The organism is Rhizobium sp. G21, assembly GCF_014158035.1.
Lineage (GTDB): Bacteria > Pseudomonadota > Alphaproteobacteria > Rhizobiales > Rhizobiaceae > Rhizobium_E.
Genome location: NZ_JACFXW010000001.1, coordinates 3,868,825 through 3,892,305 on the forward strand (window position 1 = coordinate 3,868,825; position 23,481 = coordinate 3,892,305).

The following is a 23,481-nucleotide window of genomic DNA, read 5'->3' on the forward strand; positions in this document are numbered from 1 at the left end:
CGGGACCGACCGCCTGACGTGCTCGCAAGGATGATCGGTTCAACCGCCTTTGGGCACAAAACCCACGCCAAAACCGAACAGTCGCCCAATCTTCTCCAACGTCTCCAATGTTGGATTTCCCGGACCAGCTTCAATCTCCGCAACTTGGCGCCTCGTGAGTGACAGCGTCCTGGCAAACTCGTCCTGTGTCATGCCGAACCCTTTACGGATATCCGCAACGGCTTCAGGCAGTCTTAGATCACCGGTTCTAGCACGCTCCGCCAGCGTCCTGCGGTTTTCAAGGATCTCCTCTTTCGTCGGCTTCTTCCATCTAGCCATCTAGCGGTCCTTCACCATCATTGACACGTCCCCAGAACGCTGTCCGCTATCGCGAGACAGCGTCCCATCGCAGGGTCCAGAATCTCCGAAGTCGCTCCCATATCCTTCGCCATGGCCGGAGCCCGGCGCAGTTTTTCGGCAAACATGACAAGCACAGCTGCAAGCGCTTTCTGCTCGACTGGATCAGGCATAAGTTCGCCGCAAATGCGCTTCCAATCGGGAAGATGATCGCGACCGCTGTCACGCATCATGGCCCAGCGGGTGGAGCGAACGATTCCCTCCTTCGCAAGCCGCATGGGTGCGAAATCAAAGAGCGGCGAAAGGCGGATTGCGCCGTCCTGATGCTTGCTGAGTGCAGAATTCCGGCCGTGATTGTCGGGATTGCCGAGCGCAAGGTTGGCGATGTCGCGCTTCAGGTATTCGACAATGTCCGCGAAGGGATCGGCCGAATATTGGCGCAGAACATCGATATAGGCCTCATGCGTGCCGACATGGCCAAAATCGGCAACGCCGATCGCGGACACCAAGCTTTCTTGCCCCAACCGAATGGTTCCGCCGCCTTCTCTCTTCTTCCGGTCGAAGCGGGGAATGATCAGGACGCCTTCGGCATAGCTTGATGGTTCGCTGACATTCAAGCCGATCTCTTGAGCGATCCAAGAATAGAGGGCTTCGCCTTCGAGGATCAGGCGGTCCACAGGCTCGTTGCTGCGGACCAGCTTGACGATGACATGGCGCACGGCCTCATCATCGCTCACGAAGCTGTCGGGGTAATAGAGCCCGTCATTCGCCTGCGTCATCGAGACTTTCGGCCATTCCCCTTGCAGGCCGCTTGAGCCGGAGGCAAGCATTCCAAAACGATCGGCGACTTCCATGAAGCGATCCGACCGCTCAAGGATTTCCGCCTCTGTCACTCCCTGGCGCTCGACACCGCGCAGCCGCTCCGCTTCGGCGTCCGCCGCTTCTTTGATCCGAATATTGCCTATGCCGCCCGTCGCCGATCGGAGAAGCAGCGGCAGATCGGAAGCCCGCGAGCTTTCAGCAAGGCTGAGATGCTCGGCAAGCTTTCGCCTCGCATGCCCCTGGGGCATCAGATCCAAGAGGAAGGGCGGCCAGCTGCGGCTATATCGATTTTCGAGATCGACGGGATAGCGGACGGATAAGGCGCGATGGTCCCGGACCGTTTTTCCAGCAGAAAACTCCGCCGATGCCACGGTGACGAAATAGTCGAGATCGTAATCGACGAACGACGCGCCCCGGAAGCCGGACGCGTCGTCCTCGAGTCCCAGTGTCGCGGCGTGATGCCACTCACCGTCAAAATGGGTTTGAAGCGTCAGGCGCATTAATTGACCCTTTCAATGGTTCAAATAATGCATTTTCTGAAATTATTCAACCCATCAAAGTGGGTTGAATAATTGCCGTCAGCATGGACTGCTACCGAAACGGTCATGAAAGCTTCGACTGCGGCTGACCATCTTCCGTCCACACCACGCACCGTCGCCGGCGAACACAATGCGCGACAGGCTGATGTAGTTTGACACCACTCTCTGGAATTCCGAGATTAGGCGGGATTATCCGGGAAGAGGCGGAAACGCTCGACATTTCAAAGCTTAAGGCGATTTCGAGCAGAAGGTGGCGCAATCCACTTTTGACACCGAGCGCCGCCAAAGTGGCGGCGAGGGGGATGATCGGCAGCATTGCCTCAGTTTACTTCGAGAAGCCTTCAAAAATCACCGAAATGGCTTCAACGCGTCTTCAAACCTTTGATTTTATTGGATTGGACGATCTTCAGAGATTTCCGCCAAGGCGCCGTTCGACGGTGAAATGTAGGCGGAAATCCAATTTTAAGTCGGACGGAGCGTCCGAGTTAGCATTAAATGAATGATATTCAATGGCTTAAAGAGATTTTTGGCGCAATTTAAGTCGGCGCTCGGTTGGCCACGAAATCTGCGTTCTTAAACCAACCCATTTGTGACCAAAACGATAGCGGCATCCTTCATCGTTGGCATCGCGACGCCGGCGGGGAGGTGGTTTGGCAAAGCGTGCCAGGCTTGTGAAAAGCTCCCTTTGGCAGGGCCCTTAACCAACCGCCAAAATGGTAACAGTGAACCGCCCCGGGTTCGCCGGAGACCGTTTGGTTTAAGTTATGCCGCCACGGCTGGCGCGTCCAGCATGGCATGGTATCGTTCTTCGGCCTCGGCTGGCGGGATATTCCCGATGGGTTCCAGAAGGCGTCGGTGGTTGAACCAATCGACCCATTCGAGCGTAGCGAACTCCACGGCTTCGAAGTTGCGCCATGGTCCTCGCCGATGGATGACCTCGGCCTTGTAAAGACCATTTATCGTTTCGGCGAGAGCATTGTCGTAACTGTCGCCAACACTTCCGACAGACGGCTCGATGCCCGCCTCTGCCAGTCGTTCGGAATAGCGAATGGACACATATTGCGAGCCGCGGTCGGAATGATGAACCAGCCCGCCAAGTTTGACGGGCCGTCTGTCGTGAAGCGCCTGCTCGAGGGCATCGAGCACAAAGCCCGCATGAGCGGTTCGACTTGCCCGCCAACCGACGATGCGGCGAGCGAAGGCGTCAATGACGAAGGCCACGTAAACGAAGCCTTGCCAGGTCGCGACATAGGTGAAATCGGACAACCACAGCATGTTCGGCGCTGGAGCCTTGAAGTGGCGATTGACGCGGTCGAGCGGACATGGGGCAGACCTGTCCGACACGGTGGTTTTGACGGGTTTGCCGCGAATTATGCCTTGAAGACCCATCATTTTCATGAGCCTTGCCACGGTGCAGCGAGCGACATCGAAGCCTTCTCGTTGCAACTGTCGCCAGACTTTCCGCACGCCATAGACCTGAAAGTTCTCATTGAACACCCGGCGTATCTCGATCTTCAGGGCCATGTCGCGCCGGGTGCGGACCGACAGGCGGTCCACATCCGTGCGCTTGGCAATGGCCTCATAGTAGGTAGACGGGGCAATCGGCAGCAGCCTGCAGATCGGCTCGACCCCGAGCACTGCGCGGTGTTCGTCGATGAAGGAAATCATCGCTTCAGTGGGCGGTCGAGCTCCGCCTGGGCAAAATACGCAGACGCTTTGCGCAAAATCTCGTTCGCCTGACGAAGCTCGCGGTTCTCCCGTTCCAAAGCCTTCATCTTCTCTGAGACATCGCTCGGCAGACCCGCTCGCTGACCGCTGTCCACCTCGGACTTCTTCACCCACTCATTCAGCGTGTGCGCAGAGCAGCCGATCTTGGCGGCTATCGAGCAGACCACCGCCCAACGGGAGGGATGTTCGGCTTCATGCTCCGCCACCATTCGAACGGCGCGGGCACGGACTTCAGGGGAGAATTTGTTTGTCGTCTTGCTTGTCATAGACCCTACTTCTCACGAGTTGGGGTCTCCGGCAAACCCGGGCCGGTTCAGTAGATCGCCAGCATGGTCGGCTCATGCGCCATCCAAACAGCCAGCCGCAGCTCAATCTGGCTCAAGTCGGCAGCTACCAGCTTGTGGCCGGGCCGGGCGCGGAAGATCTTGCCGTAGGTCTTTGCGAAGCGACCTCGCTTGGGGAAGTTCTGCCCATTCGGATTTTCTGAGGCGGTTCTGCCTGTGACGGTAGCGTGCAGCTTGTAGTACGGATAGATTGCCCCGTCCGGGGCGATGTATTGCCAGAACCCTGTCTGCATATTCTCCGACCCCAGATAGGTCGATAGAAGCTTCTGGCACTGGAGGTATTCCCGCAGCTTGCGCACGAATTCGCCCGCAGCCCCTTCCGCCATGGTGAAGTAAGGGAGGTGATCCTTAATGGAGAGGGACGGCACCCGGTCTTTCATAGGCAGCTTCGCCGTCGACGCGGTCCAAACCTTCGGCTTGAGGTTGAACCCGCGTTTGGTGAACAAGATGTCGATCTTCACCTTGTCTTGCGAAAACTTCATTTCCTTGCCGGCTTCGAGGTAGTGCTTTCGCAGGCCCAGGGGACCAGCGCCATAAGCTCCTGTTCTGTCTTTTCGACGAAGTTTGAGACTTCGCTCGTGAGCTGGCGCAAGGCGTCCTTATTCACGAAGATGCCGTAGCGCTCGACGGTTTTGGTAAAGGCCAACATCGCCGGCCACTGGACACGCCGATAGCAGTTATAGGCCCGAGGATCGCGGCGGAACTGGCGATCGAGGGGCTGAGCAAGGCGGAAAGTAGCGTCCGTGTCGCCGCCCGCGTATTTGCGCATACCGAACTGGATGTGTTTCGGCATGCAAAATTGACCCCTTCAGCGGGGTAATCGGCATCCAATTTTGACCCCCTTGGATTTCATCTGACCATCCGGCTTTTGGCAGCGGATGGAGAGGGAGTTGAAGCGAGTGGATACGATTGCGCGTGTTCGACGGGCCTTCCATGTGCAGGGCTGGTCGATGAAGAAGATTGCCCGCGAACTGCATGTCTCCCGCAACACGGTGCGCAAGATACTGCGGTCTGACGAGACCGACTTCGCCTATGAGCGTGAACATCAGCCGCTGCCCAGGATCGGAGCGTGGAAGTCCGATATCGAGCGCTTCCTGGTTGCCAACGAAGGTAAGGCTTCGCGCGAACGGCTGACGCTGATCCGGATTTACGAGGAGGTGCGGGCACTCGGCTACGATGGCAGCTACGATGCTGTCCGCCGATACGCCAAGACCTGGGCGAAGACCCGTGGGTCGGCCACAGGGGAAGCCTATGTGCCGCTCTATTACGCGCCGGGCGAGGCCTACCAGTTCGACTGGAGCCATGAGATCGTGCTGATCAATGGGGTGACGACGACCATCAAGGTCGCCCATGTCCGGCTCTGCCATAGCCGGATGATGTTTGCTCGGGCCTATATGCGCGAGAGCCAGGAGATGGTGTTCGACGCGCATGAGAAGGCGTTTGCCTTCTTCCGGGGCACCTGCACGCGCGGCATCTACGACAATATGAAGACGGCGGTGGAGGCGGTGTTCGTGGGCAAGGAGCGGCAATACAACAGGCGCTTCCTGCAAATGTGCAGCCATTATCTCGTTCAACCGGTCGCCTGCACCCCGGCATCCGGATGGGAGAAGGGTCAGGTCGAGAACCAGGTTGGCCTGGTGCGCGAGCGCTTCTTCACGCCGCGCCTCAGGGTCAAAAGCCTGGAAGAGCTGAATGTCTGGCTGCTCGACAAATGCATCGCCTATGCCAGATCGCACCGCCATCCCGAACAGTCCGAGCAGACGATCTGGCAGATGTTCGAGGCTGAACGCGGCAGCCTTGTGCATTATGCCGGTCCGTTCGACGGCTTCCACTGCGTTCCGGCATCGGTATCGAAGACCTGCACGGTTCGCTTCGACAACAACAAATACTCGGTCCTCTCCAAAGCCGTACCGTCCCGTCGAGGTTCATGCCTATGCCGACAGGATCGTCATCCGCCAGGACGGCGTCAATATCGGCGAGCATCAGCGGTCCTTCGGGCGCGGCGATACCGTCTATAATCCCTGGCATTATCTGCCTGTCCTGGCCCGCAAGCCCGGTGCCCTGCGCAATGGCGCTCCGTTCCGCGACTGGGTTCTGCCAGCCGCCTTGGAGAAAGTCCGAAAGCGGCTGAAGAGCCTTGATGACGGTGATCGGCAGATGGTGACCATTCTCGGATGCGTGCCGAGTGATGGTCTCTCCGCCGTGGAGGCCGCCTGCCAGGAAGCGCTTGATCAGGGCGCCTGTTCGGCCTCGGTGATCCTCAACATTCTGGCCAGGCGGCGTGACCCGGCTCCGGCAGCCATTCTTCAAACTCCCGATGCGTTGCGGCTGACCCATGAACCGGTGGCCGATTGCGCACGCTATGACAGCCTCAGGAGGGCAAGCTGATGGAACGCACCCAGGTTCTGGAATTGATGGGCACGCTCAAGCTCTACGGCATGCGCAGCGCTTACGACGAGGTCATGGGCAATGGCATCAAGCGCCAGCACGAGCCGCCGCGTATCGTCGGTGACCTCCTGCAGTCCGAGATCGCCGAGAAGCAGGCCAGATCGATCCGTTACCAGCTCAGCATCGCCAAGCTGCCGCTGGCCAAGGATATCGATGACTTCGACTTCAAGAATACGCCCGTCAATGAATCCCTGGTGCGCGACCTAGCGACCGGCACTTTTGTCGCCGACCAGCGCAATGTCGTCCTCGTCGGCGGCACCGGCACCGGAAAGAGCCATCTGGCCATCGCCATTGCCCGCGCCCTTATCCGCAACGGCACACGCGGGCGCTTCTTCAACGTTGTCGATCTTGTCAACCGGCTGGAAACGGAGACACGCAGCGGCAAGCAGGGCCGGACGGCGGATTATCTCAACCGCCTGGACTTCATCATCCTCGACGAACTCGGCTATCTGCCGTTCGCCCAGGCCGGCGGCCAGCTTCTATTCCATCTGATCAGCAGGCTCTATGAGCGCACCTCGATCATCGTCACCACCAACCTCGCGTTCGGCGAATGGCCAACGGTGTTCGGCGACGCCAAGATGACCACCGCGCTCCTCGACAGGCTCACCCATCACTGCGAGATCGTCGAAACCGGCAACGAGTCCTGGCGCTTCAAAAACCGCTCTCAAAGCTAAAGCCGACGACGATCATCACCCGCACTTGGCCCGCCCTCTGCAACCCCGGCCAGCGCCGGGCGTGCCAAGTGCTGATCTACGCAGGCAGGGGGTCAAAATTGGACGCCGATAAGGGGTCAATATTCCACGCCGATTGACAAACTGGATCACCTTGCCCGTGTCATCAACGACGTCCTCGGGCGGCACGTTGATCATGTCGGACTTGTCCACACTCAAATTGAACTGGCCGGAACAGCCGCGGTGTTTGTGCAGGTCAATATCACATTCTAAATCGAGCACGCTTTTTGCACCCGGTTTCATTTTTTCATGACTGAGGTCAAATCCAACTCTGGATATCGCACTTTGGCCATCCACTCTGCCAGCTTGGATATTTTTGCACCCTGCCCATACCGCTCTTCTATTCCGGAGCCCCGGCTCCAGCCCCCAATTGCTCTGACCGCGTCAATGGAAAGCTCAGCGTCGCGAGTGGCATCGCGGAAGGTGTGACGGAAGGAGTGGAAGGAAACGCCATTTCGGACCTTGATATGTGTCTTCAGCCAATAGCTGAACCGCTTTTGGAAGTGATCCACGGCTTGCTTCTGGGTTTTGCCGGAGAGATCACTGAATAGGCGTCCGGTGGCGGGCACACTTCCTTCAATCAACGATGCAAATCCAAGCGTGATAAGGACAGGATGCACAGGCACAACACGCGCCGCACCCTTCGTTTTCAGGCTGCGATCATCCGTGCGGCTTAGTACGAACGCGGTTACGCCATCCACGACCTGAATATCCGCACGCGTCAGCCAAATAATCTCACCGAGCCTCATCCCGGAATACAGAGCGATGAGCGGTAACCAGAAGCGTCCTCCACGCTGGTCTCCACACCAGCTGGACAAATGCGAAACAAGGCGGTTCAATTCCTCCATGTTGAATGGCAACCGTTCGCTCTGCGTCGTTCCAATCTTCGGAGTGAGGCGCATCGCCGGGTTGGTTTCGCAAAGCCCCTTTTGGATTGCGAAATTGAAGAACGCCGAAAGATGATGCGCATAAACCTCGACTGTTCCTCGTGCGAGTAATCGGCGTCCTGATTTGGCCGCCATCTCGCTTATTTCACGCAGCGATTTACCGGTAAACTCGCGGTATTTTGTATAATTGGTTGGCAAGTGGGCGATCATATCAACGGTTTCGGCACACTGAACTCGACTGATGGCCGAAATGGAAATGTCGTCGCCCACTACCTCACGCAAGGCTGCGAGCGGGATAAGATATTTCTTTCCCGCACTTTCGGTGAGGTGTGCCCGATGCGGGTCATTCTCAAATCTGTCAATCACATCCGACAGCGAATTGCCTGTTTCTGACGACAACGTGGGCCGCGCGGCTCCATCGTGGATTTGATCAAACAACCGATCGTGGACCCGAAAAGCATGAACCTGCCTGGCTCGGTCAATTCTGCGGCGATAATGTTCAGTTTCGGCCCGGTGCACGAGATCGATGAATTCTCCCCAGTATATGTCTCCCGGCTTTATCTGTAGCCTTGTTTTGGCGGCTATCTGCACGGCTCGGCCATGAATGTGGGTGCCCCAATCGTCTTCTCCATTCTCAAGATGCGCGAGCATCTCACCTGCCTCGAACTCCTCGTCAGCATTTGGGACAACGCCCCTGTTTTTGCGTTCCAGTTCAAATAGATGGATGCGAGCAGCCGCTTCAAGCTGAGACACACTCACTTTTGAAGCCAACGAGAGGCTTGTCGCTATACCCAGTTTTGCGTTTTGGAATGCAGCATCGACCTCTGCAGCCTTGGCACGCGCGCGATTTGCGGCAACCCTTGGATCGGAAGTCCCCAACGGAATTGTGAGCTGAGTCTTATTCCCGAACATGGGCTTTATGGTTTCAGGAATTCGCCGGACGTAAAAGAACGCGCTCTTTTTCCGGACCAATCCGGGGGCTTTTGCCATTGAAAAACTAGCCTGAAAACTGCAAATTGTTGGAACCAATGTTGGAACCTAGGCGGCAGCCAACAATCTGAATTTGGTACTTTTTCTGCAATATCAATGCAATAGAAAAATGATGGTGGGCCCGGAGGGACTCGAACCCCCAACCAAGCGGTTATGAGCCGCCGGCTCTAACCATTGAGCTACAGGCCCGTGCCGGATAGTCTCGGCGGTGCAATGGTCTTGCCTTGATCGCTGCGTCTAGCCGAATTTTTCCGGCGGGGCAAGCGGCGTCTCAATAGTTGCACAATCGTGGCGCAGGCAGGAGTGGTTTCGATAAAACGGAGGAAACATGCCGCGTCTTTCCATGAAAATTCTCAGCGTCCGCGCTCGGGGCGCTCAGCGTCGCGGCCGCCTTGCCGGCCGTCGCCGTCGCGCAGGACGCCGTCGCCGCCAGGCCGGCCATTTCGGTGAGCGGCGAGGCCACGGCGGCGCTCGTCCCGGATATGGCGCTCGTCAATCTCGCGGTGGTCCGCACGGAGGCCACGGCGCGGGCTGCGCTGGACGGCTCCAACAAGGCGATGGCGGATGTGCTCGACGCGATGAAGAAGGCCGGCGTGTCGGAGAGGGATCTGCAGACCTCCGGCTTCTTCATCCAGCCGCAATACGACTATTCCGGCGAGAACAACGGCGGCCCGCCCAAGCTGATGGGCTATCAAGTCGGCAATACGCTGACGGTGCGGCTGCGCGATCTGTCCAAACTCGGCGTGCTGCTCGACACGGCCGTGACGCTCGGGGTCAATCAGGGCGGCGATATCCGCTTCCTCAACGACAAGCCGGAAGCCGCCATCGACAAGGCGCGCGCCGAGGCCGTGCGCGACGCGCTCGCCAAGGCGAAGATCCTGGCCGAGGCGGCGGGAGTGGGCCTGGGCGAGGTGCTGGAGATCGCCGACAACGCCGCCGTCTCCGAACCCGTCCCCATGGCGCGCATGGCCATGGCCGCGAAGGAAAGCGCCGACGCCGTGCCTGTGGCCGCCGGCGAAAACACCTATAGCGCCAGCGTGTCGGTGAAGATCGCGATCAAGCCGAAGCCCTGATCCGGCTCGCCTGCCGACGCCGTCCCGGCTCTGCGCCGGGACGGCGTGTCGCCGCGACGCCTCGCGGGGATCATGCCTGCTTCGGCGGTCTTTCCAAAATCGAAAGGCCCTCCCGGGCGAGAGCCTGGGAGGGCCTGAAGCGACTTTCACGCAGATGACAGGATGAATGCGTAAAAGCCGATCCGTGTCGTCGCCGCAGGGGCGTGTCAGGCGCGCGGGCAACCGCGCACATTGGCGAAAACCATCTTCGCCCAGGCGCCGCGAATCTTGCCGTTCACGACCACGCGGTTGGGGCCGACCTTGGCGACATAGGCGCGGTTGAGGCCGCTGTTGTAGGCTTTCTGCAAAGCGAGGTTCTGCGAGCAGCGCCCATATCCGGGCTTCACCACCACGACGGGCGCGGGGCGCACGACGATCGGAGCGGGACGGACCACGATCGGAGCAGGGCGGACGACCACTACGGGCGCCGGGCGCACGATCACCGGCGGACGGTAATGGCGGGGACCGCCGATACGGACATCGACATCGACGCCGCCGGCATTTGCCTGGCCCGCGGCGCCCAATGCGCCGAGTGCAAGTGTGACGGCAAGCGCCGCTTTGGTGATGAAGCTGGTCATTGATGCTCTCCTTGGTCCACTACTCGGATTCCGATGTCCTTGCCGAGCGTTGAGACGACCTTATCTCCGGCTCTCTGAACGGATATGGAACTCACCGTTCAGTTATCGTTCAGGATGATGAAGAAGGCGTTTACAGTTTGTTGAACATGTTCCTATCGCCCCGCGGGGGCGAGAAAATGATCCGCGGGCGCGTTGACACGGGGCATGGGGAATGTTTCAGCTTCCAAACGGTGTCGACGCGCGAAGCGGCGCCCGGGAGCGGAGGATGAGCGGCGAGCGTGCACGATCATCGCGCTTGACTGAGGCGGACTTCGCATCATCTGGGTTCCGGCGTTATGAATTTTATCGAGACTTTGGACGTCACCGATCTGGCGCAGCTCTTCAACAAAGCGCCCAATCCCTATGTCATTCTCGATCGCGAGTTTCGCATTCGAGCGATGAACGACGCCTATCTGTCCGTCACCATGCGCAGCCGGGAGAGCATTCTCGGCAGGAACATGTTCGAGGCGTTTCCGAGCGACCCGGATTCGACCTCCTATCGGCTGCTGCGCGCTTCGCTGGAAAAGGTGGTCCGTTCTGGCCAGGAAGACCAGATACCACTCATTCCCTATCCGATCGCCCGGCCCGACGGAACCTTGGAGGATCGCTACTGGAGCGCCACGCATAAACCGATCCTGTCGCCGAGCGGCGAACTGCGTTTCATCCTGCAGCACACGGTCGACGTGACGGAACTGCACCGGCTGCGGCAGGAGACGGCGCGGGACTGGAAGGTCGAGACCGACGTTCTCAATCGCGCCGATCGCGTGGCGCATCAGAATCTCGCGCTCGCCGAAGAGCGGCTCTATCTTCGCAGCCTGTTCGAACAGGCCCCGAGCTTCATGGCCGTCCTGCTCGGGCCGGATCATGTCTTCGACATGGCCAACGCCGCTTACATCGATCTCGTCGGCCGGACGAACATCATCGGCAGAAGCGTCGTCGAGGCGTTGCCGGAGGTGGAGGGGCAGGGATTCATCACCCTGCTGGACCAGGTCTATGCGACGGGCGAGCCTTTCGTCGCCCATGGCGCGCGCGTCGTGCTCGAGGGCGACGGCGGCGGCCGGCGCGAAGCCTATCTCGATTTCATCTATCATCCGATCAAGGACCGGGACGACGAAACAATCGGCATTTTCGTCCAGGGACACGACATCACCGAGCAGAAACTGGCCCAAGACGCCGCGCTCGAAAGCGAGGCCCGGTTCCGCTCCCTGGCGCAATCCATTCCCAATCACGCCTGGACCACCGATTGCGACGGACGGCTGGAGTGGTGCAACGAACGCGTCACCGATTATTCGGGGCTGTCGCTCGCGGAGATGATGGGGCGGCCGATCGGCGCGACGTTGCATCCCGACGACCAGGCGCGCGCCCAAGGCGCCTGGCTCGCCGCGCGAGCGGCGGGGGAGCCTTTCCAGGCGGAAATCCGGCTGAGGCGGCGCGACGGGGTCTATCGCTGGCACATCACCCGCGCCATTCCCAGCAAGGACGACAGCGGGGTCGTGCTGCGCTGGGTCGGGACGAACACCGACATCGACGATCAGAAGACCACCGAAGCCCAGCTCGAATATCTGGCGGAAACGCTGGAGCAACGCGTCAACGAACGCACCGCCGAACTGGAAAAGACCGAGGCGGCGCTGCGCCAGAGCCAGAAGATGGAGGCGGTCGGCAATCTCGCTGGCGGCATCGCCCACGATTTCAACAATCTCCTGCAGGTGATCACCGGCAGCTTGCAGTTGCTTAACCGGCACGTCAAGCTGGACGACAAGGGCGGGCGCTATGTGTCGAACGCGTTGGCGGCCACCGATCGCGGCGCGCAACTCGCCGCGCAGTTGCTCGCTTTCGGCCGCCGGCAGCCGCTCGCCCCCAAAGTGGTCAATCTCGGCCGCATGGTGCGCGACATGGATGGCCTCATCCGCCGCAGCATCGGCGAGGGCGTCGAGGTCGACACGGTGGTGGCGGCCGGGCTGTGGAACACCATCGTCGATCCGACCAATGTCGAGACGGCGCTCCTCAACCTCGCCATCAACGCCCGCGACGCGATGGAGGGGCATGGCAAGTTGACGATCGAGATCGGCAACGCCGTGCTCGACGCGGTCTACGCCCAGGGCGCCGACATCGCCCCCGGCAACTATGTCATGCTCGCCATCACCGACACCGGCGGCGGCATCGCGCCAGACATTCTGGACAAGGTGTTCGAGCCGTTCTTTTCCACCAAGCCGGAAGGCAAGGGCACCGGTCTCGGCCTGTCGATGGTCTATGGTTTCGTGCGTCAGTCCAAGGGCCATATCCGCATCTACAGCGAGCTGGGGGTCGGCACGACGATCCGCATCTATCTGCCGCGCAGCGAGGCGAGCGAAGAGGTGTCGGTCCATTCGATGGCGCCGCTGCAGGGCGGGACCGAGAATATTCTGCTGGTCGAGGACGACGACGCCGTGCGGGAAACCGCCGTCGCCATTCTCCGTGACCTCGGCTACGGCGTGCTGACGGCGCGAGACGCCGCCAGCGGGCTTGCGGTGCTGGAAAGCGGCGCGGCGATCGATCTGCTGTTCACCGACGTGGTGATGCCGGGACCGATGAAGAGCACGGAACTCGCGCAGCGGGCGCAGGCGATGTCGCCGGGGATCGCGGTGCTGTTCACCTCCGGCTATACGCAGAATTCCATCGTGCATGACGGCAAGCTCGACAGCGGCATCGAATTCATCTCCAAACCCTATGGACGGGATCAGATCGCCCGCAAGGTGCGGCAGGTGCTGGACGCGGCGCGCGAGCCGCGGCGGCTGGCGTCGCTTGCGCCGGACGAGGCCGGCGCGCCGGCGCGGATCGCCTGGCCTAAACGCGCTCTGGTCGTCGATGACGAGGCGCTGATCCGGCTGACCACGATCGATACGCTCGAAGAGCTGGGCCTCGCCGTGGCCGAGGCGGGCACGCTGGCCCAGGCGGAAGCACGTTTCGACGCCTCCATCGACCTGCTGGTCGTCGATCTGCATCTGCCGGATGGCAACGGTCTCGATCTCGCCCACAGGCTCCAGGCGCAAAAGCCCGGTCTTCTGGTGGTGATCGCCACCGGAAACGATCCGAAATCGGTGAGCCACCGGCTGACCCACGCCGTGGTGATCGGCAAGCCCTATGACGAGGCCAAGCTCGAGGCGGCGATCCGCGCGGCGTCGGGAGAAGGCTGACCTCCTTTCTCGCGAAGAAGACGCAGAACGGATCTCCGAAATATCTTCGGGCGGGTCCCCAACGGCTAGGTCTTGCGGTTTGAGCAAAAAACCCGCCCCGGATGTCCGGGACGGGCTCGTTGTAATCGATTTCGCGTCTCAGAACTCCTGCCAGTCTCCGCCGGCCGCGTGATGACTCTGCCCGACCGCCTGCTTGAGCGGCGCGCGCGCGCCAGGATGCCTCGCCGCGCCGCCGGACATGCGCGCCGCCATGTCGCGCAGGGTGGAGCCATGGTTTTCGGAGAGACGGAACTGGGCCACGAGCGCGCAGGGAGGTGGCTTCGTGCGACAGTTGCGCGCCGGCGGCGCTGGTTTCCTCCACCATCGCGGCGTTCTGCTGGGTCACCTGATCCATCTGGTTGACGGCGGTGTTGACTTCGGCGAGCGCAGTCGCCTGTTCCTGCGACGCGGTGGCGATCATCTCCATATGTTCGTTCATGGTGCGGATGAGGCCGCCGATCGTGCCGAGCGCCTGCCCGGTCTCGCGCACCAGTTCGACGCCCGCGCCCACTTCCGCCGAGGATTTGCGGATCAGTTCCTTGATCTCCTTGGCGGCATGGGCCGAGCGCTGGGCGAGTTCGCGCACTTCCTGCGCCACGACCGCGAAGCCCTTGCCGGCGTCGCCGGCGCGGGCCGCCTCGACCCCGGCGTTGAGGGCGAGCAGATTGGTCTGGAAGGCGATCTCGTCGATCACGCCGATGATGCTGGAGATCTGCTGCGCCGACGCTTCGATCTTCTCCATCGCCGTCACGGCCTGGGAAACGACCCCGCCCGACCGCGTGGCGCCCTCATTGGCTTCCACGGCGACATGGCGGGCTTCGTTGACGCGGGCCGTGGCGCTCGCGACATTGGCGGTGATCTCGTCCAGGGCCGCGGCGGTCTGCTCCAGCGAGGCGGCCTGCTGTTCGGTGCGCTTGGACAGGTCGTTCGCGCCGCGGCTGATTTCCTGGCTGCCGCTGTCGATCGCCGCCGTGGCGCCGGAGACGGCCGAAAGCGTCGAGCCAAGCTGCCGGACGGCGTTGTTGAGGTCGTGGCGGAGCGCCTCGAAGTCGGGAGAGAATGGCTCGACGAGTTCGAAGGCCAGATCGCCGTCCGCCAGACGCTTGAGACCGCCGGCGAGACCCGCCGTGGCCTGATCGAGACGCGCCTGGGCTTCAGCTTCCGCCTTGGCGGTGAGGGCGAGACGTTCCTGCTCGGCGCGGGCGCGGGCGGCCTGGGCGTCCGCTTCGAGTTGCCGGTTGCGCAGCGCGGCCTGGCGGAACACTTCCACGGCCTGGGCCATCTCGCCGACTTCGTCGCGGCGATCGGCATGTGGAATGGCGCTGTCGGCATCGCCGCGGGCCAGCGCGCCCATCGCGTCGTTCAGGCGCCGGATGGGACGCACCACGGCGCTCTGGACCAACAGCAGGCCGAAAAGGGCGAGGACGGCCGCGGCGCCGGCGCCGAGGACGTTGACGGCGTTCGCCATCTGCGCGGCGGCGGCCGCCTCTGCGGTCCGCTGATCGAGGAGGGCGTCTTCGGCATTGATCATCTCGGTCACGACGGCGCGGATCGTGTCCATATGCTGCTTGCCCGCGCCTGAGGCTTCCTTCTCCAGAGCCGTCTGGCGGGTGGCGGGATCGCTCATCAGCGCGATCTCCTGGTCGACGACCTGGGTTTCCCAGGTCCGCGCCGCCTGGTCGAGACGGTCGAGGCGTTGCTGTTGAGACGGGTTGTCGGCCGTCATGGATTTGACCGCGTCGAAATTAGCGCGATAGGCGGCTGCGCCGGCTTTCTGCGGGGCGAGAAAAGCCTCGTCGGCGGAAATGAGATAGCCGCGCATCCCCGTCTCCTGGTCGACCATGGCCGAGACGATGGCGTTGAGCCGGGCGATCACCGCATGGGTGTGCTCGGTCATCGCCGAGGTGGTCTGCTGCTGGGCCGAGCTGGTGAAATTCACATAGGCGGTCGCGAGGCAGAGCAGGATGAGCGCCGTGAAGATCGAGGCGGTTTTGTAAACGATCTTGAGATTGGAAAAGGAGGACAATTCGAACTCCACAAAATCTTGTAAAGGGGCTGGCGCCGGGCAATCGGCTGTCGCAGACATCATGTCCCGCACAAGAAACGCGATGACACCTTTCCAAATCGATAAAATCCAAACTCGGAAAAGATCATAAATTTCCGCTGTTTAAGTGATCCGCGATATGGATTTGAACGTATTGGTTGTTATTTTGCTTCGAATAAAAAATTATTGCTCGATGAAAATCGGCGGTGACCAGGCCGGACGCATGCTGGTGCTTTTAGAACTTTTTCATATAAAGAAAAACCCGGCGGGATCGCTCCGGCCGGGTTGATGGCGTACAGGCGTCGACGGCTCTCAGCTGTCCAGGAAGCTCCGGAGCTTCCTCGACCGGCTCGGATGCTTCAGCTTCCTGAGCGCCTTGGCTTCGATCTGGCGGATGCGTTCGCGGGTGACCGAGAACTGCTGGCCGACCTCTTCCAGCGTGTGGTCGGTGTTCATGCCGATGCCGAAGCGCATGCGCAGGACGCGCTCTTCGCGCGGGGTCAGCGAGGCGAGCACGCGGGTGGTGGTTTCGCGCAGGTTCGCCTGGATGGCGGCGTCGATCGGCAGAAGCGCGTTCTTGTCTTCGATGAAGTCGCCGAGATGGCTGTCTTCTTCATCGCCGACAGGCGTTTCGAGCGAGATCGGCTCCTTGGCGATCTTGAGGACCTTGCGCACCTTTTCGAGCGGCATGGCCAGCTTTTCGGCCAGTTCTTCCGGCGTCGGTTCGCGGCCGATCTCATGGAGCATCTGGCGCGAGGTACGAACGATCTTGTTGATCGTCTCGATCATGTGTACCGGAATGCGGATGGTGCGGGCCTGGTCGGCGATCGAGCGGGTGATCGCCTGACGGATCCACCAGGTCGCATAGGTCGAGAACTTGTAGCCGCGACGATATTCGAACTTGTCGACCGCCTTCATCAGGCCGATATTGCCTTCTTGGATCAGGTCGAGGAACTGCAGGCCGCGATTGGTGTACTTCTTGGCGATCGAGATCACGAGACGGAGATTGGCTTCCACCATCTCCTTCTTGGCGATGCGGGCTTCGCGTTCGCCCTTCTGCACCATCTGCACGATGCGGCGGAATTCGGTGATCGAGATGCCGGTTTCGCTGGCGAGGTTCTGGATTTCCTGGCGGAGATCCTTGATCGTCTGGTTTTCCGAGCGCGAGAATTCCTTCCAGCCGCGAGCGGCCAGATTGCCGATCGACTTCATCCAGTTCGGATCGAGCTCGGCGCCCATATACTGGTTGAGGAATTCGTCGCGGCTGACGCCGAAGCTTTCGGCCAGACGCAGCAGCTTGCCTTCGTTCTGCACGAGACGCTTGTTGATCTCGTAGAGCTGCTCGACGAGGCTGTCGATGCGGTTCTGGTTGAGCGACAGCGACTTGACCGCCGTGATGAGCTCGTCCTTGAGCTCCTTGTAGCGGCGCTCCTGGGCGGGCGACAGCGTGGCGGAGGCCGCAAGGCGGGCTTCCACCTGCTGGTCCTGCAGCTTGCGCAGCTTCTTGTAGGTCTCGGCGATCTGGTCGAGCGTCTCCATGACCTGCGGACGCAGTTCCGCTTCCATGGCGGCGAGGGAGAGGTTGGACTCGTCTTCGTCCTCTTCCTCTTCTTCGAACACCATGGCTTCGCCGACATCGGTGATGTCGTCGTCATCGCCGGTCGGCGGACCGGAGCGGGCCTTGCGGGCCTTTTCCTTTTCTTCGGCCGCCTTGCGGTCGGCTTCGATCTTTTCGGGGCTCTGGAACTGCGGCGCGGCCTTGGCCTCTGGGCCGGAATAGGTGGTTTCGAGATCGATGATCTCGCGCAGCAGCGTGGTGCCTTCGTTGAGTTCGTCGCGCCAGATGATCAGCGCCTGGAAGGTGAGGGGCTTTCGCACAGCCCCTGGATCATCGTTTCTCGGCCGGCTTCGATGCGCTTGGCGATGGCGATTTCGCCTTCGCGCGACAGAAGCTCCACCGAACCCATTTCGCGCAGATACATGCGCACGGGGTCGTCGGTGCGATCGGTCGGCTCGCGCTTCTTGGCGGTGGCGACGGCGGTGCCGGCGGTCGGGGCGATTTCGCCGCCTTCGGACTCGCCGTCGGAATCGGCTTCGCTGTCGTCTTCCTGCGCCTGCTCCTCGATATCTTCGTCCTCGACGACATTGATGCCCATGTCGGACAACATGGCCATCGTGTCCTCGATCTGCTCGGAGGTCACTTCCTCGGAGGGCAACACGGCGTTCAGCTCGTCCATGGTGACGTAGCCGCGCTTCTTGGCGGCCTTGATCATCTTCTTGACGGCGTCATCGGAAAGGTCGAGAAGAGGACCATCCGTCGCTGCGTCGCGTTCGGTTTCCGCTTCTTCGTTTTCTTTGACTTTGGTTTTGCCATAGTCTATTGCTCTCTCTGACGCATTAAGCCTTAAACTTCGCGCTGCCGCAAAATGTTCGACCCGCATTACGGGCCGCAACGCGAATCAGCAGCTACGAGCTAACAGCATCACGGTTTAACGGGCGATTAACCGCGTCGAGATCCGCCTTTGATTTCCGGCGGTTGGCTCTTTTCGCGATCATTTTTCCGTTTAGCCGCGTCCTGCTCGGCGCCTTGTTCATGATATCTGCCTGAGACGGTGATTCCCGCTATTTTGTGTCACGTCAAGCATTTCAGCGCAAAAATCGTGCAACGTCCTGAATCTCACGGGCCCCGGCTCAGCGTGGGACACGGGTCCACGCCGTTGTGTCTATTTAGGGCGAAAGGCCGCGTATTCAAGGGCTGTGGCCGTCAGTCTTGCCCAGAGCTTGCGCGGCAAGCCTCGCTCCCGCCCGGAAAGGGCGCTTTCGTTGCCTCGCCCGCCAGCGGGGGTTACCAGATTTGGCGAAAGCGGGCGGCCCCGCGCGGACCTCGATCCGCCGTCGCCCCATCGCGAAAGAGGACTGCGGATCATGGCGACGAAAAAGGGAACCGGCGACAACGACACGTTGACGGGGGCGCGAGCGCGGACCAGATCATCGGCGGAGCCGGCGACGACAAGCTGTCGGGCGGCGGCGGAGCGGATCGCCTCTACGGCAATTCCGGCAACGATCTCTTTTACGGCGACGCCGGCAACGACCGCATGTGGGGCGATATCGGCAATGACAGAATGTTCGGCGGCTCGGGGATCGATCAGCTCTTCGGGGACGACGGCGACGACTTCCTTTTCGGAGAGGCCGGAGCCGACATTCTCAACGGCGGGGCGGGCAACGATATTCTCGGCGGCGGCACCGGTACGGACGAGCTGAAGGGCGGGGCCGGGAACGACACCTATTTCAATCAGACCGGCAACGATGTGATGACGGACAGTTCGGGAGCGGACGTCTTTCATATCCAGGGCGATCGTTCCCGTCCGGAAATCACCGACAAGAACGGATCCGACTCCTATATCGTGGAGAACCCCGCGAGCCGCGGCTGGATCTTCGACACCGCGGGCGGCGCCGACGAGATCGAATTTCACGCGTCGATCGGCTCGTCGGATTCTTCGCTCGCCAGGTTGAGCGATCTCGACTTCGTCCGCGACGGATCGGATCTTCTCGTTCGGGTCGACGGCCACGGCCAATACACGACCCTGTCCTATTTCTTCGAAGGCGCGAAGTTCCGCATCGAGGATCTCGTGGTCGGCACCGGGAAGAAGGACAGCGACGGCTACTACATCACCAAGGAATACGACCTGACCGATCTCGCCAAGCTCGAGCTCGAGAAATGGACCTCCGGCGACGATCTCTGGTGAGCGGCGGCGCCGGCGGCAAGCATTCACGGCGCTGAAAGCTGGTATCAGAACATTTGACGGGACGGCGGATTGCCGCGGCGCCGGCGCCGGTCTATTTCATGACGCTCAATAAAGGGTCCTGCCTGAGGCGGGACTGGAGGCAATCATGGCGTCACGCAGACTCGCCGCCTGGCTCGCGGCTCGCAATATCCACTATGGCTGGGCGGTCGCCGCGGTCACATTCCTGACCATGCTTTCGACTGCCGGCGCGATGGGATCGGCCGGCGTGTTGATCGGACCGTTGCAGACGGAATTCGGCTGGACCAATGCCGAGATCTCGTCGGCCATGGCGGTGCGCCTGGCGCTGTTCGGTCTGTTCGGGCCCTTTGCCGCCGCCTTCATGAACCAGTTCGGCATCCGCAAGGTCGTGGTCACGGCGCTGTTGATGATCTCTTCCGGTCTCGTCGGCTCGTTCTTCATGACCGAGCTCTGGCAACTGCTGCTTCTCTGGGGCGTCGTGATCGGCGTGGGCACCGGCATGACGGCCCTGGTGCTCGGCGCGACGGTCGCCACCCGCTGGTTCTCGGCCCGCAGAGGCGTGGTGGTGGCGATGATGACCGTATCGACCGCGACCGGCCAATTGGTGTTCCTGCCGCTTCTGGCCTATCTCACCGAACAGATCGGTTGGAGGCCGGCGCTCACGGTGGTAGTGGCCGCGCTTCTCGCCGCCTTGCTGCTGGTGCTGGCGATCATTCGCGATTATCCGGCCGATGTGGGACTCGCGCCTTACGGCGAAGACAGGATCGTCCCGCCGCCGGTCAACAACCGGCGCCTGCCGGAGCTTCTCGCGCTGCCTCTGAAGACCTTGTGGGAGGTCCGGGCCAATCCGGTGTTTCTCGTGCTGTTCTTCACCTTTTTCGTCTGCGGGCTCAGCACCAATGGATTGATCCAGACGCATTGGATCTCGATCTGCGGCGACTTCATGATGCCGGCGGTGACCGCCGCCAGCCTGCTCGCGATGATCGGCATCTTCGATTTCGGCGGCACGCTTTTGTCGGGCTGGCTGTCTGACCGCTTCGACAATCGCTGGCTCCTGTTCTGGTTCTATGGCCTGCGTGGCCTGTCGCTGATCTATCTGTCGCTCTCGGGTTTCGACATCTATTCGCTGACGTTGTTCGCAGCCTTCTACGGGCTCGACTGGGTGGCGACGGTGCCGCCCACGGTGCGCCTGTCGGCCGAGAATTTCGGCAGGGAGAAAGCCAATATCGTCTTCGGCTGGATCTTTGCCGGCCATCAGCTGGGCGCAGCCACTGCAGCGATGGGAGCCGGCGCCCTCAGGACCGACTACGCGTCCTATATGCCGGCCTTGCAGATCGCCGGCGGCATGTGCCTCGTGGCGGCGATGAGCGTGTTCCTGATCGCCCGGCCGGGCGGCGCGCTGACGCCCAAGCCGGCCTGATCTTCGGCCTCGGCGCGGGTCAGAACCGCGCCTGCGCCGCCATGATCTCGCGCGCCAGGTTGTCGAGCGGCGCAATACGATCGACGCCGCCGCGGGCGATCGCTTCCTTGGGCATGCCGAACACCACCGAGGTCGCTTCGTCCTGGGCGACGGTGAAGGCGCCGGCGTTGTGCATTTCCTCCATGCCGCGGGCGCCGTCGTCGCCCATTCCGGTCATGATGACGCCCATGGCGTTGGCGCCGGCGTTTCGGGCGGCCGAACGAAACAGAACGTCCACCGAAGGTCTATGCCGCGACACCAGCGGTCCGTTGCGGACCGAAACGTGATAGCGCGCGCCGCGCCGCTCGAGCATGGTGTGCAGCCCGCCGGGCGCGATCAGCACATGGCCGCGCAGGACCGGATCGCCGTCGGCCGCTTCCTTCACCTCGACTTCGCAGAGCGAATTCAACCGGCTTGCGAAGGCGGCGGTGAATTTCTCGGGCATGTGCTGGACGATCACCATGCCCGGCGCATTGGGCGGCAGTTTCTCCAGCATTTCGCGCAGCGCCTCGGTGCCGCCGGTGGAGGCGCCGACGCAGACCACCATTTCGGTGGTCTTCGCCATCGCCTTGCCGGTGGGGGAGGGAGGACGGCGTCTGCGGTGAGCTTCTCCTGCGGATTGAGCGGCGGCGGAGTCGTCGCCGTGCGGAACCGACGGTGATTGTCGATCCGCGCGCGGGCCGCGCCCTTGACGACGGCGCGGATGTGATCGGCGGTTTCCGAAAGATGGTCGGCCACGCCGATCTTCGGTTTCAGGATCACGTCCACCGCGCCCGCCTCCATGGCCTGAAGCAGGGTTTGCGAGCCTGCTTCCGTCAGCGAGGAACACATGACCACCGGCAAGGGATGCTGGCTCATGAGCTTGCGAAGAAAGGTGATGCCGTCCATCTGCGGCATTTCCACATCGAGCGTGATGACGTCGGGGATATCTTCCCGCAGCCGTCGCGCCGCGACGAAAGGATCCTGTGCGGCCCCTATCACCTCGAAGTCGGGATCTTCCTCGAAGATGCTGGTCAGCGTCTGTCTGACGCTGGCTGAATCGTCGATGATGAGGACGCGCACCTTCTTCTTCATGATCACACTTTCTGGAACACTGTATTCGCGACGGTCTTCAGCGGCAGATCGAAGCCGCTGATGGTTTCGGAATGGCCGATGAACAGATAGCCGCCCGGCTCCAGGCAATCGCAAAGCCGCGTCAGAACTTTTTCCTGGGTCGGTTTGTCGAAATAGATCATCACGTTGCGGCAGAAGATCATATGCATGGGATCGCCGACCGGATAGACGTCGTCCATCAGGTTCAGCCGGGCGAACCCGACTTTGGAGCGCAGCTTCGGCGTAATGCGGACTTCACGACGGTCGCGGGCGATCGCCGACATGACATACCGTCTCCGCATGTCCACCGGCACAGGGTCGACCATGTCCTGGGCGTAGATGCCGCGCCGGGCCGTCTGCAGCACCTCGGTGGACAGATCGGTGGCCAGGATGTTCCAGCCGATATCGGGCCGATCGCCGAAGACGTCGTCGAGCACCATGGCGATGGTATAGGGCTCGGCGCCGGTCGAGCAGGCCGAACTCCAGACGCGCAGCCGCCGCACGCCCGATTGGGTGAGCGCCGGCAGGGCGCGCTGGGTCATGAAGCTGAAGTGATTGGGCTCGCGAAAGAAATCGGTCTTGTTGGTCGTCACCGCGTCGATGAGGAAGATCGCTTCCTTCTCGAGCCCGCCCTGGCTGAAGAGGTAGTTGCAATAATGCTCGAAGGTGGGCTGGCCGGTGGCGCGCAAGCGGCGACGCAGGCGTCCTTCGAGCATGGTCTGTTTGGTCGGCGGCATCTTGATGCCGCTATAGTTGTAGATATAGGCGGCCAGCCGGTCGAAGTTCCGCTTGCTGATGCCGTCTTCATGCGGCGATGCCACGCGTTGGGCGGTCTGCATTCCTGTTACTCCACGCATTCACTCGAGCATCAAGCGGCGACGTTCCGCTGAGAAAGGAAGGCGGTGTCATCCGACGACAGCAGTCGCGGTAGGTCGATGATCACCACGAAACCCGTCTCCTTGCGCACCACGCCGGCGATATAGTCCGAATTCCAGCGGATGCCGATGTCCGGCGCCTGTTCGATCTGCGCCGTGCGGAACGGCGTGACTTCGTGAACGCGATCCGCCACCAGGCCGAGGGTCAGCAGACGGTCGTTCAGAGGCACGTCGAGAACCAGAACGCGCGTGTGCGGCGTCGGCACGGTGCGGCTCAGGCCGAGTTTCAGCCTGAGATCGATGGTCGGCACCGCCTGGCCGCGCACATTGCGCAGCCCGAGCAGATAATCGGGGCCATTCGGAATCTTGAACGCCTCTTCGTGATCGAGGATTTCCCGAACCACTTCGACGGGAACCGCAAAGGCTTCTTCGCCGAGGCTGAAGGTTACGAATTGGGATTCGCTCTGATGTGTCGTCATGG

The 23,481-nt window shown here is 61.4% G+C and carries 14 protein-coding genes, 1 tRNA gene, 4 pseudogenes and 1 other annotated feature; of the genes and pseudogenes, 6 read left to right on the plus strand and 13 right to left on the minus strand.

Annotated elements, in window-relative coordinates; genetic code table 11:
• Nucleotides 1-39 precede the first annotated feature (39 nt).
• The 5 genes from H2O14_RS19250 to H2O14_RS19270 form a co-directional block, all read right to left on the minus strand.
• Nucleotides 40-318, minus strand: coding sequence for a helix-turn-helix domain-containing protein (locus tag H2O14_RS19250; RefSeq protein WP_182828919.1), 279 nt, complete (start codon nt 316-318; stop codon nt 40-42).
• Between the two features lie 17 nt (nt 319-335).
• The gene (locus tag H2O14_RS19255) at nt 336-1,658 is read right to left on the minus strand and encodes a type II toxin-antitoxin system HipA family toxin (protein ID WP_182828920.1); all 1,323 of its coding nucleotides are present in this window, start codon (nt 1,656-1,658) and stop codon (nt 336-338) included.
• 801 nt (nt 1,659-2,459) lie between these two features.
• A protein-coding gene (locus H2O14_RS19260) for an IS3 family transposase (protein WP_182828921.1) occupies nt 2,460-3,691 on the minus strand; the annotation gives its coding sequence in 2 pieces (ribosomal slippage) (nt 2,460-3,400 and nt 3,400-3,691; 1,233 coding nt in all).
• Nucleotides 3,291-3,407 (minus strand) — a sequence feature (AL1L pseudoknot). It overlaps the preceding gene by 117 nt.
• 47 nt (nt 3,692-3,738) lie before the next feature.
• The gene (locus tag H2O14_RS19265; RefSeq protein WP_182828922.1) at nt 3,739-4,251 is read right to left on the minus strand and encodes a DNA polymerase; all 513 of its coding nucleotides are present in this window, start codon (nt 4,249-4,251) and stop codon (nt 3,739-3,741) included.
• Complete coding sequence (locus H2O14_RS19270; protein ID WP_182828923.1) at nt 4,248-4,562, minus strand: hypothetical protein; 315 nt, start codon at nt 4,560-4,562, stop codon at nt 4,248-4,250. The genes H2O14_RS19265 and H2O14_RS19270 overlap by 4 nt, the downstream gene beginning before the upstream one ends.
• Nucleotides 4,563-4,659: 97 nt before the next feature.
• On the opposite strand from H2O14_RS19270, the pseudogene istA reads away from it, so the two are divergent.
• A pseudogene (gene istA / locus H2O14_RS19275) lies at nt 4,660-6,151 on the plus strand (IS21 family transposase); the annotation flags it as partial.
• A gap of 5 nt (nt 6,152-6,156) precedes the next feature.
• The gene (gene istB / locus H2O14_RS19280; RefSeq protein ID WP_182828924.1) at nt 6,157-6,891 is read left to right on the plus strand and encodes an IS21-like element helper ATPase IstB; all 735 of its coding nucleotides are present in this window, start codon (nt 6,157-6,159) and stop codon (nt 6,889-6,891) included.
• A 296-nt stretch (nt 6,892-7,187) separates the two neighbouring features.
• On the opposite strand, the gene H2O14_RS19285 is transcribed toward istB, so the two are convergent.
• Complete coding sequence (locus H2O14_RS19285) at nt 7,188-8,825, minus strand: DUF6538 domain-containing protein (protein ID WP_182828925.1); 1,638 nt, start codon at nt 8,823-8,825, stop codon at nt 7,188-7,190.
• A 113-nt stretch (nt 8,826-8,938) separates the two neighbouring features.
• Nucleotides 8,939-9,014: transfer RNA gene (locus H2O14_RS19290), tRNA-Ile, on the minus strand.
• A gap of 203 nt (nt 9,015-9,217) precedes the next feature.
• Here H2O14_RS19290 and H2O14_RS19295 point away from each other — a divergent pair.
• The gene (locus H2O14_RS19295; RefSeq protein ID WP_182828926.1) at nt 9,218-9,898 is read left to right on the plus strand and encodes an SIMPL domain-containing protein; all 681 of its coding nucleotides are present in this window, start codon (nt 9,218-9,220) and stop codon (nt 9,896-9,898) included.
• A gap of 206 nt (nt 9,899-10,104) precedes the next feature.
• Here H2O14_RS19295 and H2O14_RS19300 read toward each other — a convergent pair whose 3' ends face one another.
• Nucleotides 10,105-10,515 (minus strand): hypothetical protein, encoded by a 411-nt coding sequence (locus H2O14_RS19300; RefSeq protein WP_182828927.1) that lies wholly within the window; start codon nt 10,513-10,515, stop codon nt 10,105-10,107.
• 335 nt (nt 10,516-10,850) lie between these two features.
• Between H2O14_RS19300 and H2O14_RS19305 the strand changes: the two genes are divergently transcribed.
• Nucleotides 10,851-13,727 (plus strand): PAS domain-containing protein, encoded by a 2,877-nt coding sequence (locus H2O14_RS19305; protein WP_182828928.1) that lies wholly within the window; start codon nt 10,851-10,853, stop codon nt 13,725-13,727.
• A gap of 439 nt (nt 13,728-14,166) precedes the next feature.
• Here the strand turns inward: H2O14_RS19305 and H2O14_RS29535 are convergent.
• Nucleotides 14,167-15,855, minus strand: a pseudogene (locus H2O14_RS29535) (methyl-accepting chemotaxis protein); the annotation flags it as partial.
• 267 nt (nt 15,856-16,122) lie between these two features.
• Nucleotides 16,123-18,083 (minus strand): annotated as a pseudogene (rpoD, locus tag H2O14_RS19315) (RNA polymerase sigma factor RpoD).
• 423 nt (nt 18,084-18,506) lie between these two features.
• On the opposite strand from rpoD, the gene H2O14_RS28545 reads away from it, so the two are divergent.
• Both H2O14_RS28545 and H2O14_RS19325 read left to right on the plus strand, forming a co-directional pair.
• Nucleotides 18,507-19,556 carry a calcium-binding protein gene (locus tag H2O14_RS28545; RefSeq protein WP_182828929.1) on the plus strand — a complete coding sequence of 350 codons (1,050 nt, stop codon included), beginning with the start codon at nt 18,507-18,509 and terminating at the stop codon, nt 19,554-19,556.
• 145 nt (nt 19,557-19,701) lie between these two features.
• Entirely contained in the window at nt 19,702-20,994 is a 1,293-nt protein-coding gene (locus tag H2O14_RS19325) for an MFS transporter (RefSeq protein ID WP_182828930.1), read from the plus strand.
• Between the two features lie 19 nt (nt 20,995-21,013).
• On the opposite strand, the pseudogene H2O14_RS19330 reads toward H2O14_RS19325, so the two are convergent.
• The 3 genes and pseudogenes from H2O14_RS19330 to H2O14_RS19340 all read right to left on the minus strand — a co-directional run bounded on the left by H2O14_RS19330 (nt 21,014) and on the right by H2O14_RS19340 (nt 23,479).
• A pseudogene (locus H2O14_RS19330) lies at nt 21,014-22,107 on the minus strand (chemotaxis response regulator protein-glutamate methylesterase).
• Between the two features lie 2 nt (nt 22,108-22,109).
• Complete coding sequence (locus tag H2O14_RS19335; RefSeq protein ID WP_182828931.1) at nt 22,110-22,964, minus strand: protein-glutamate O-methyltransferase CheR; 855 nt, start codon at nt 22,962-22,964, stop codon at nt 22,110-22,112.
• A gap of 29 nt (nt 22,965-22,993) precedes the next feature.
• Entirely contained in the window at nt 22,994-23,479 is a 486-nt protein-coding gene (locus H2O14_RS19340; protein WP_182829443.1) for a chemotaxis protein CheW, read from the minus strand.
• Between the last annotated feature and the right edge of the window lie 2 nt (nt 23,480-23,481).

Bases quoted from the DNA above. Each gene is read 5' to 3' on its own strand.
- H2O14_RS19250 (WP_182828919.1), bottom strand. From the start codon at position 318: ATGGCTAGATGGAAGAAGCCGACGAAAGAGGAGATCCTTGAAAACCGC.
- H2O14_RS19255 (WP_182828920.1), bottom strand. From the start codon at position 1,658: ATGCGCCTGACGCTTCAAACCCATTTTGACGGTGAGTGGCATCACGCC.
- H2O14_RS19265 (WP_182828922.1), bottom strand. From the start codon at position 4,251: ATGAAGTTTTCGCAAGACAAGGTGAAGATCGACATCTTGTTCACCAAA.
- H2O14_RS19270 (WP_182828923.1), bottom strand. From the start codon at position 4,562: ATGCCGAAACACATCCAGTTCGGTATGCGCAAATACGCGGGCGGCGAC.
- istB (WP_182828924.1), top strand. From the start codon at position 6,157: ATGGAACGCACCCAGGTTCTGGAATTGATGGGCACGCTCAAGCTCTAC.
- H2O14_RS19285 (WP_182828925.1), bottom strand. From the start codon at position 8,825: ATGGCAAAAGCCCCCGGATTGGTCCGGAAAAAGAGCGCGTTCTTTTAC.
- H2O14_RS19300 (WP_182828927.1), bottom strand. From the start codon at position 10,515: ATGACCAGCTTCATCACCAAAGCGGCGCTTGCCGTCACACTTGCACTC.
- H2O14_RS19305 (WP_182828928.1), top strand. From the start codon at position 10,851: ATGAATTTTATCGAGACTTTGGACGTCACCGATCTGGCGCAGCTCTTC.
- H2O14_RS19325 (WP_182828930.1), top strand. From the start codon at position 19,702: ATGGCGTCACGCAGACTCGCCGCCTGGCTCGCGGCTCGCAATATCCAC.
- H2O14_RS19335 (WP_182828931.1), bottom strand. From the start codon at position 22,964: ATGCAGACCGCCCAACGCGTGGCATCGCCGCATGAAGACGGCATCAGC.
- H2O14_RS19340 (WP_182829443.1), bottom strand. From the start codon at position 23,479: ATGACGACACATCAGAGCGAATCCCAATTCGTAACCTTCAGCCTCGGC.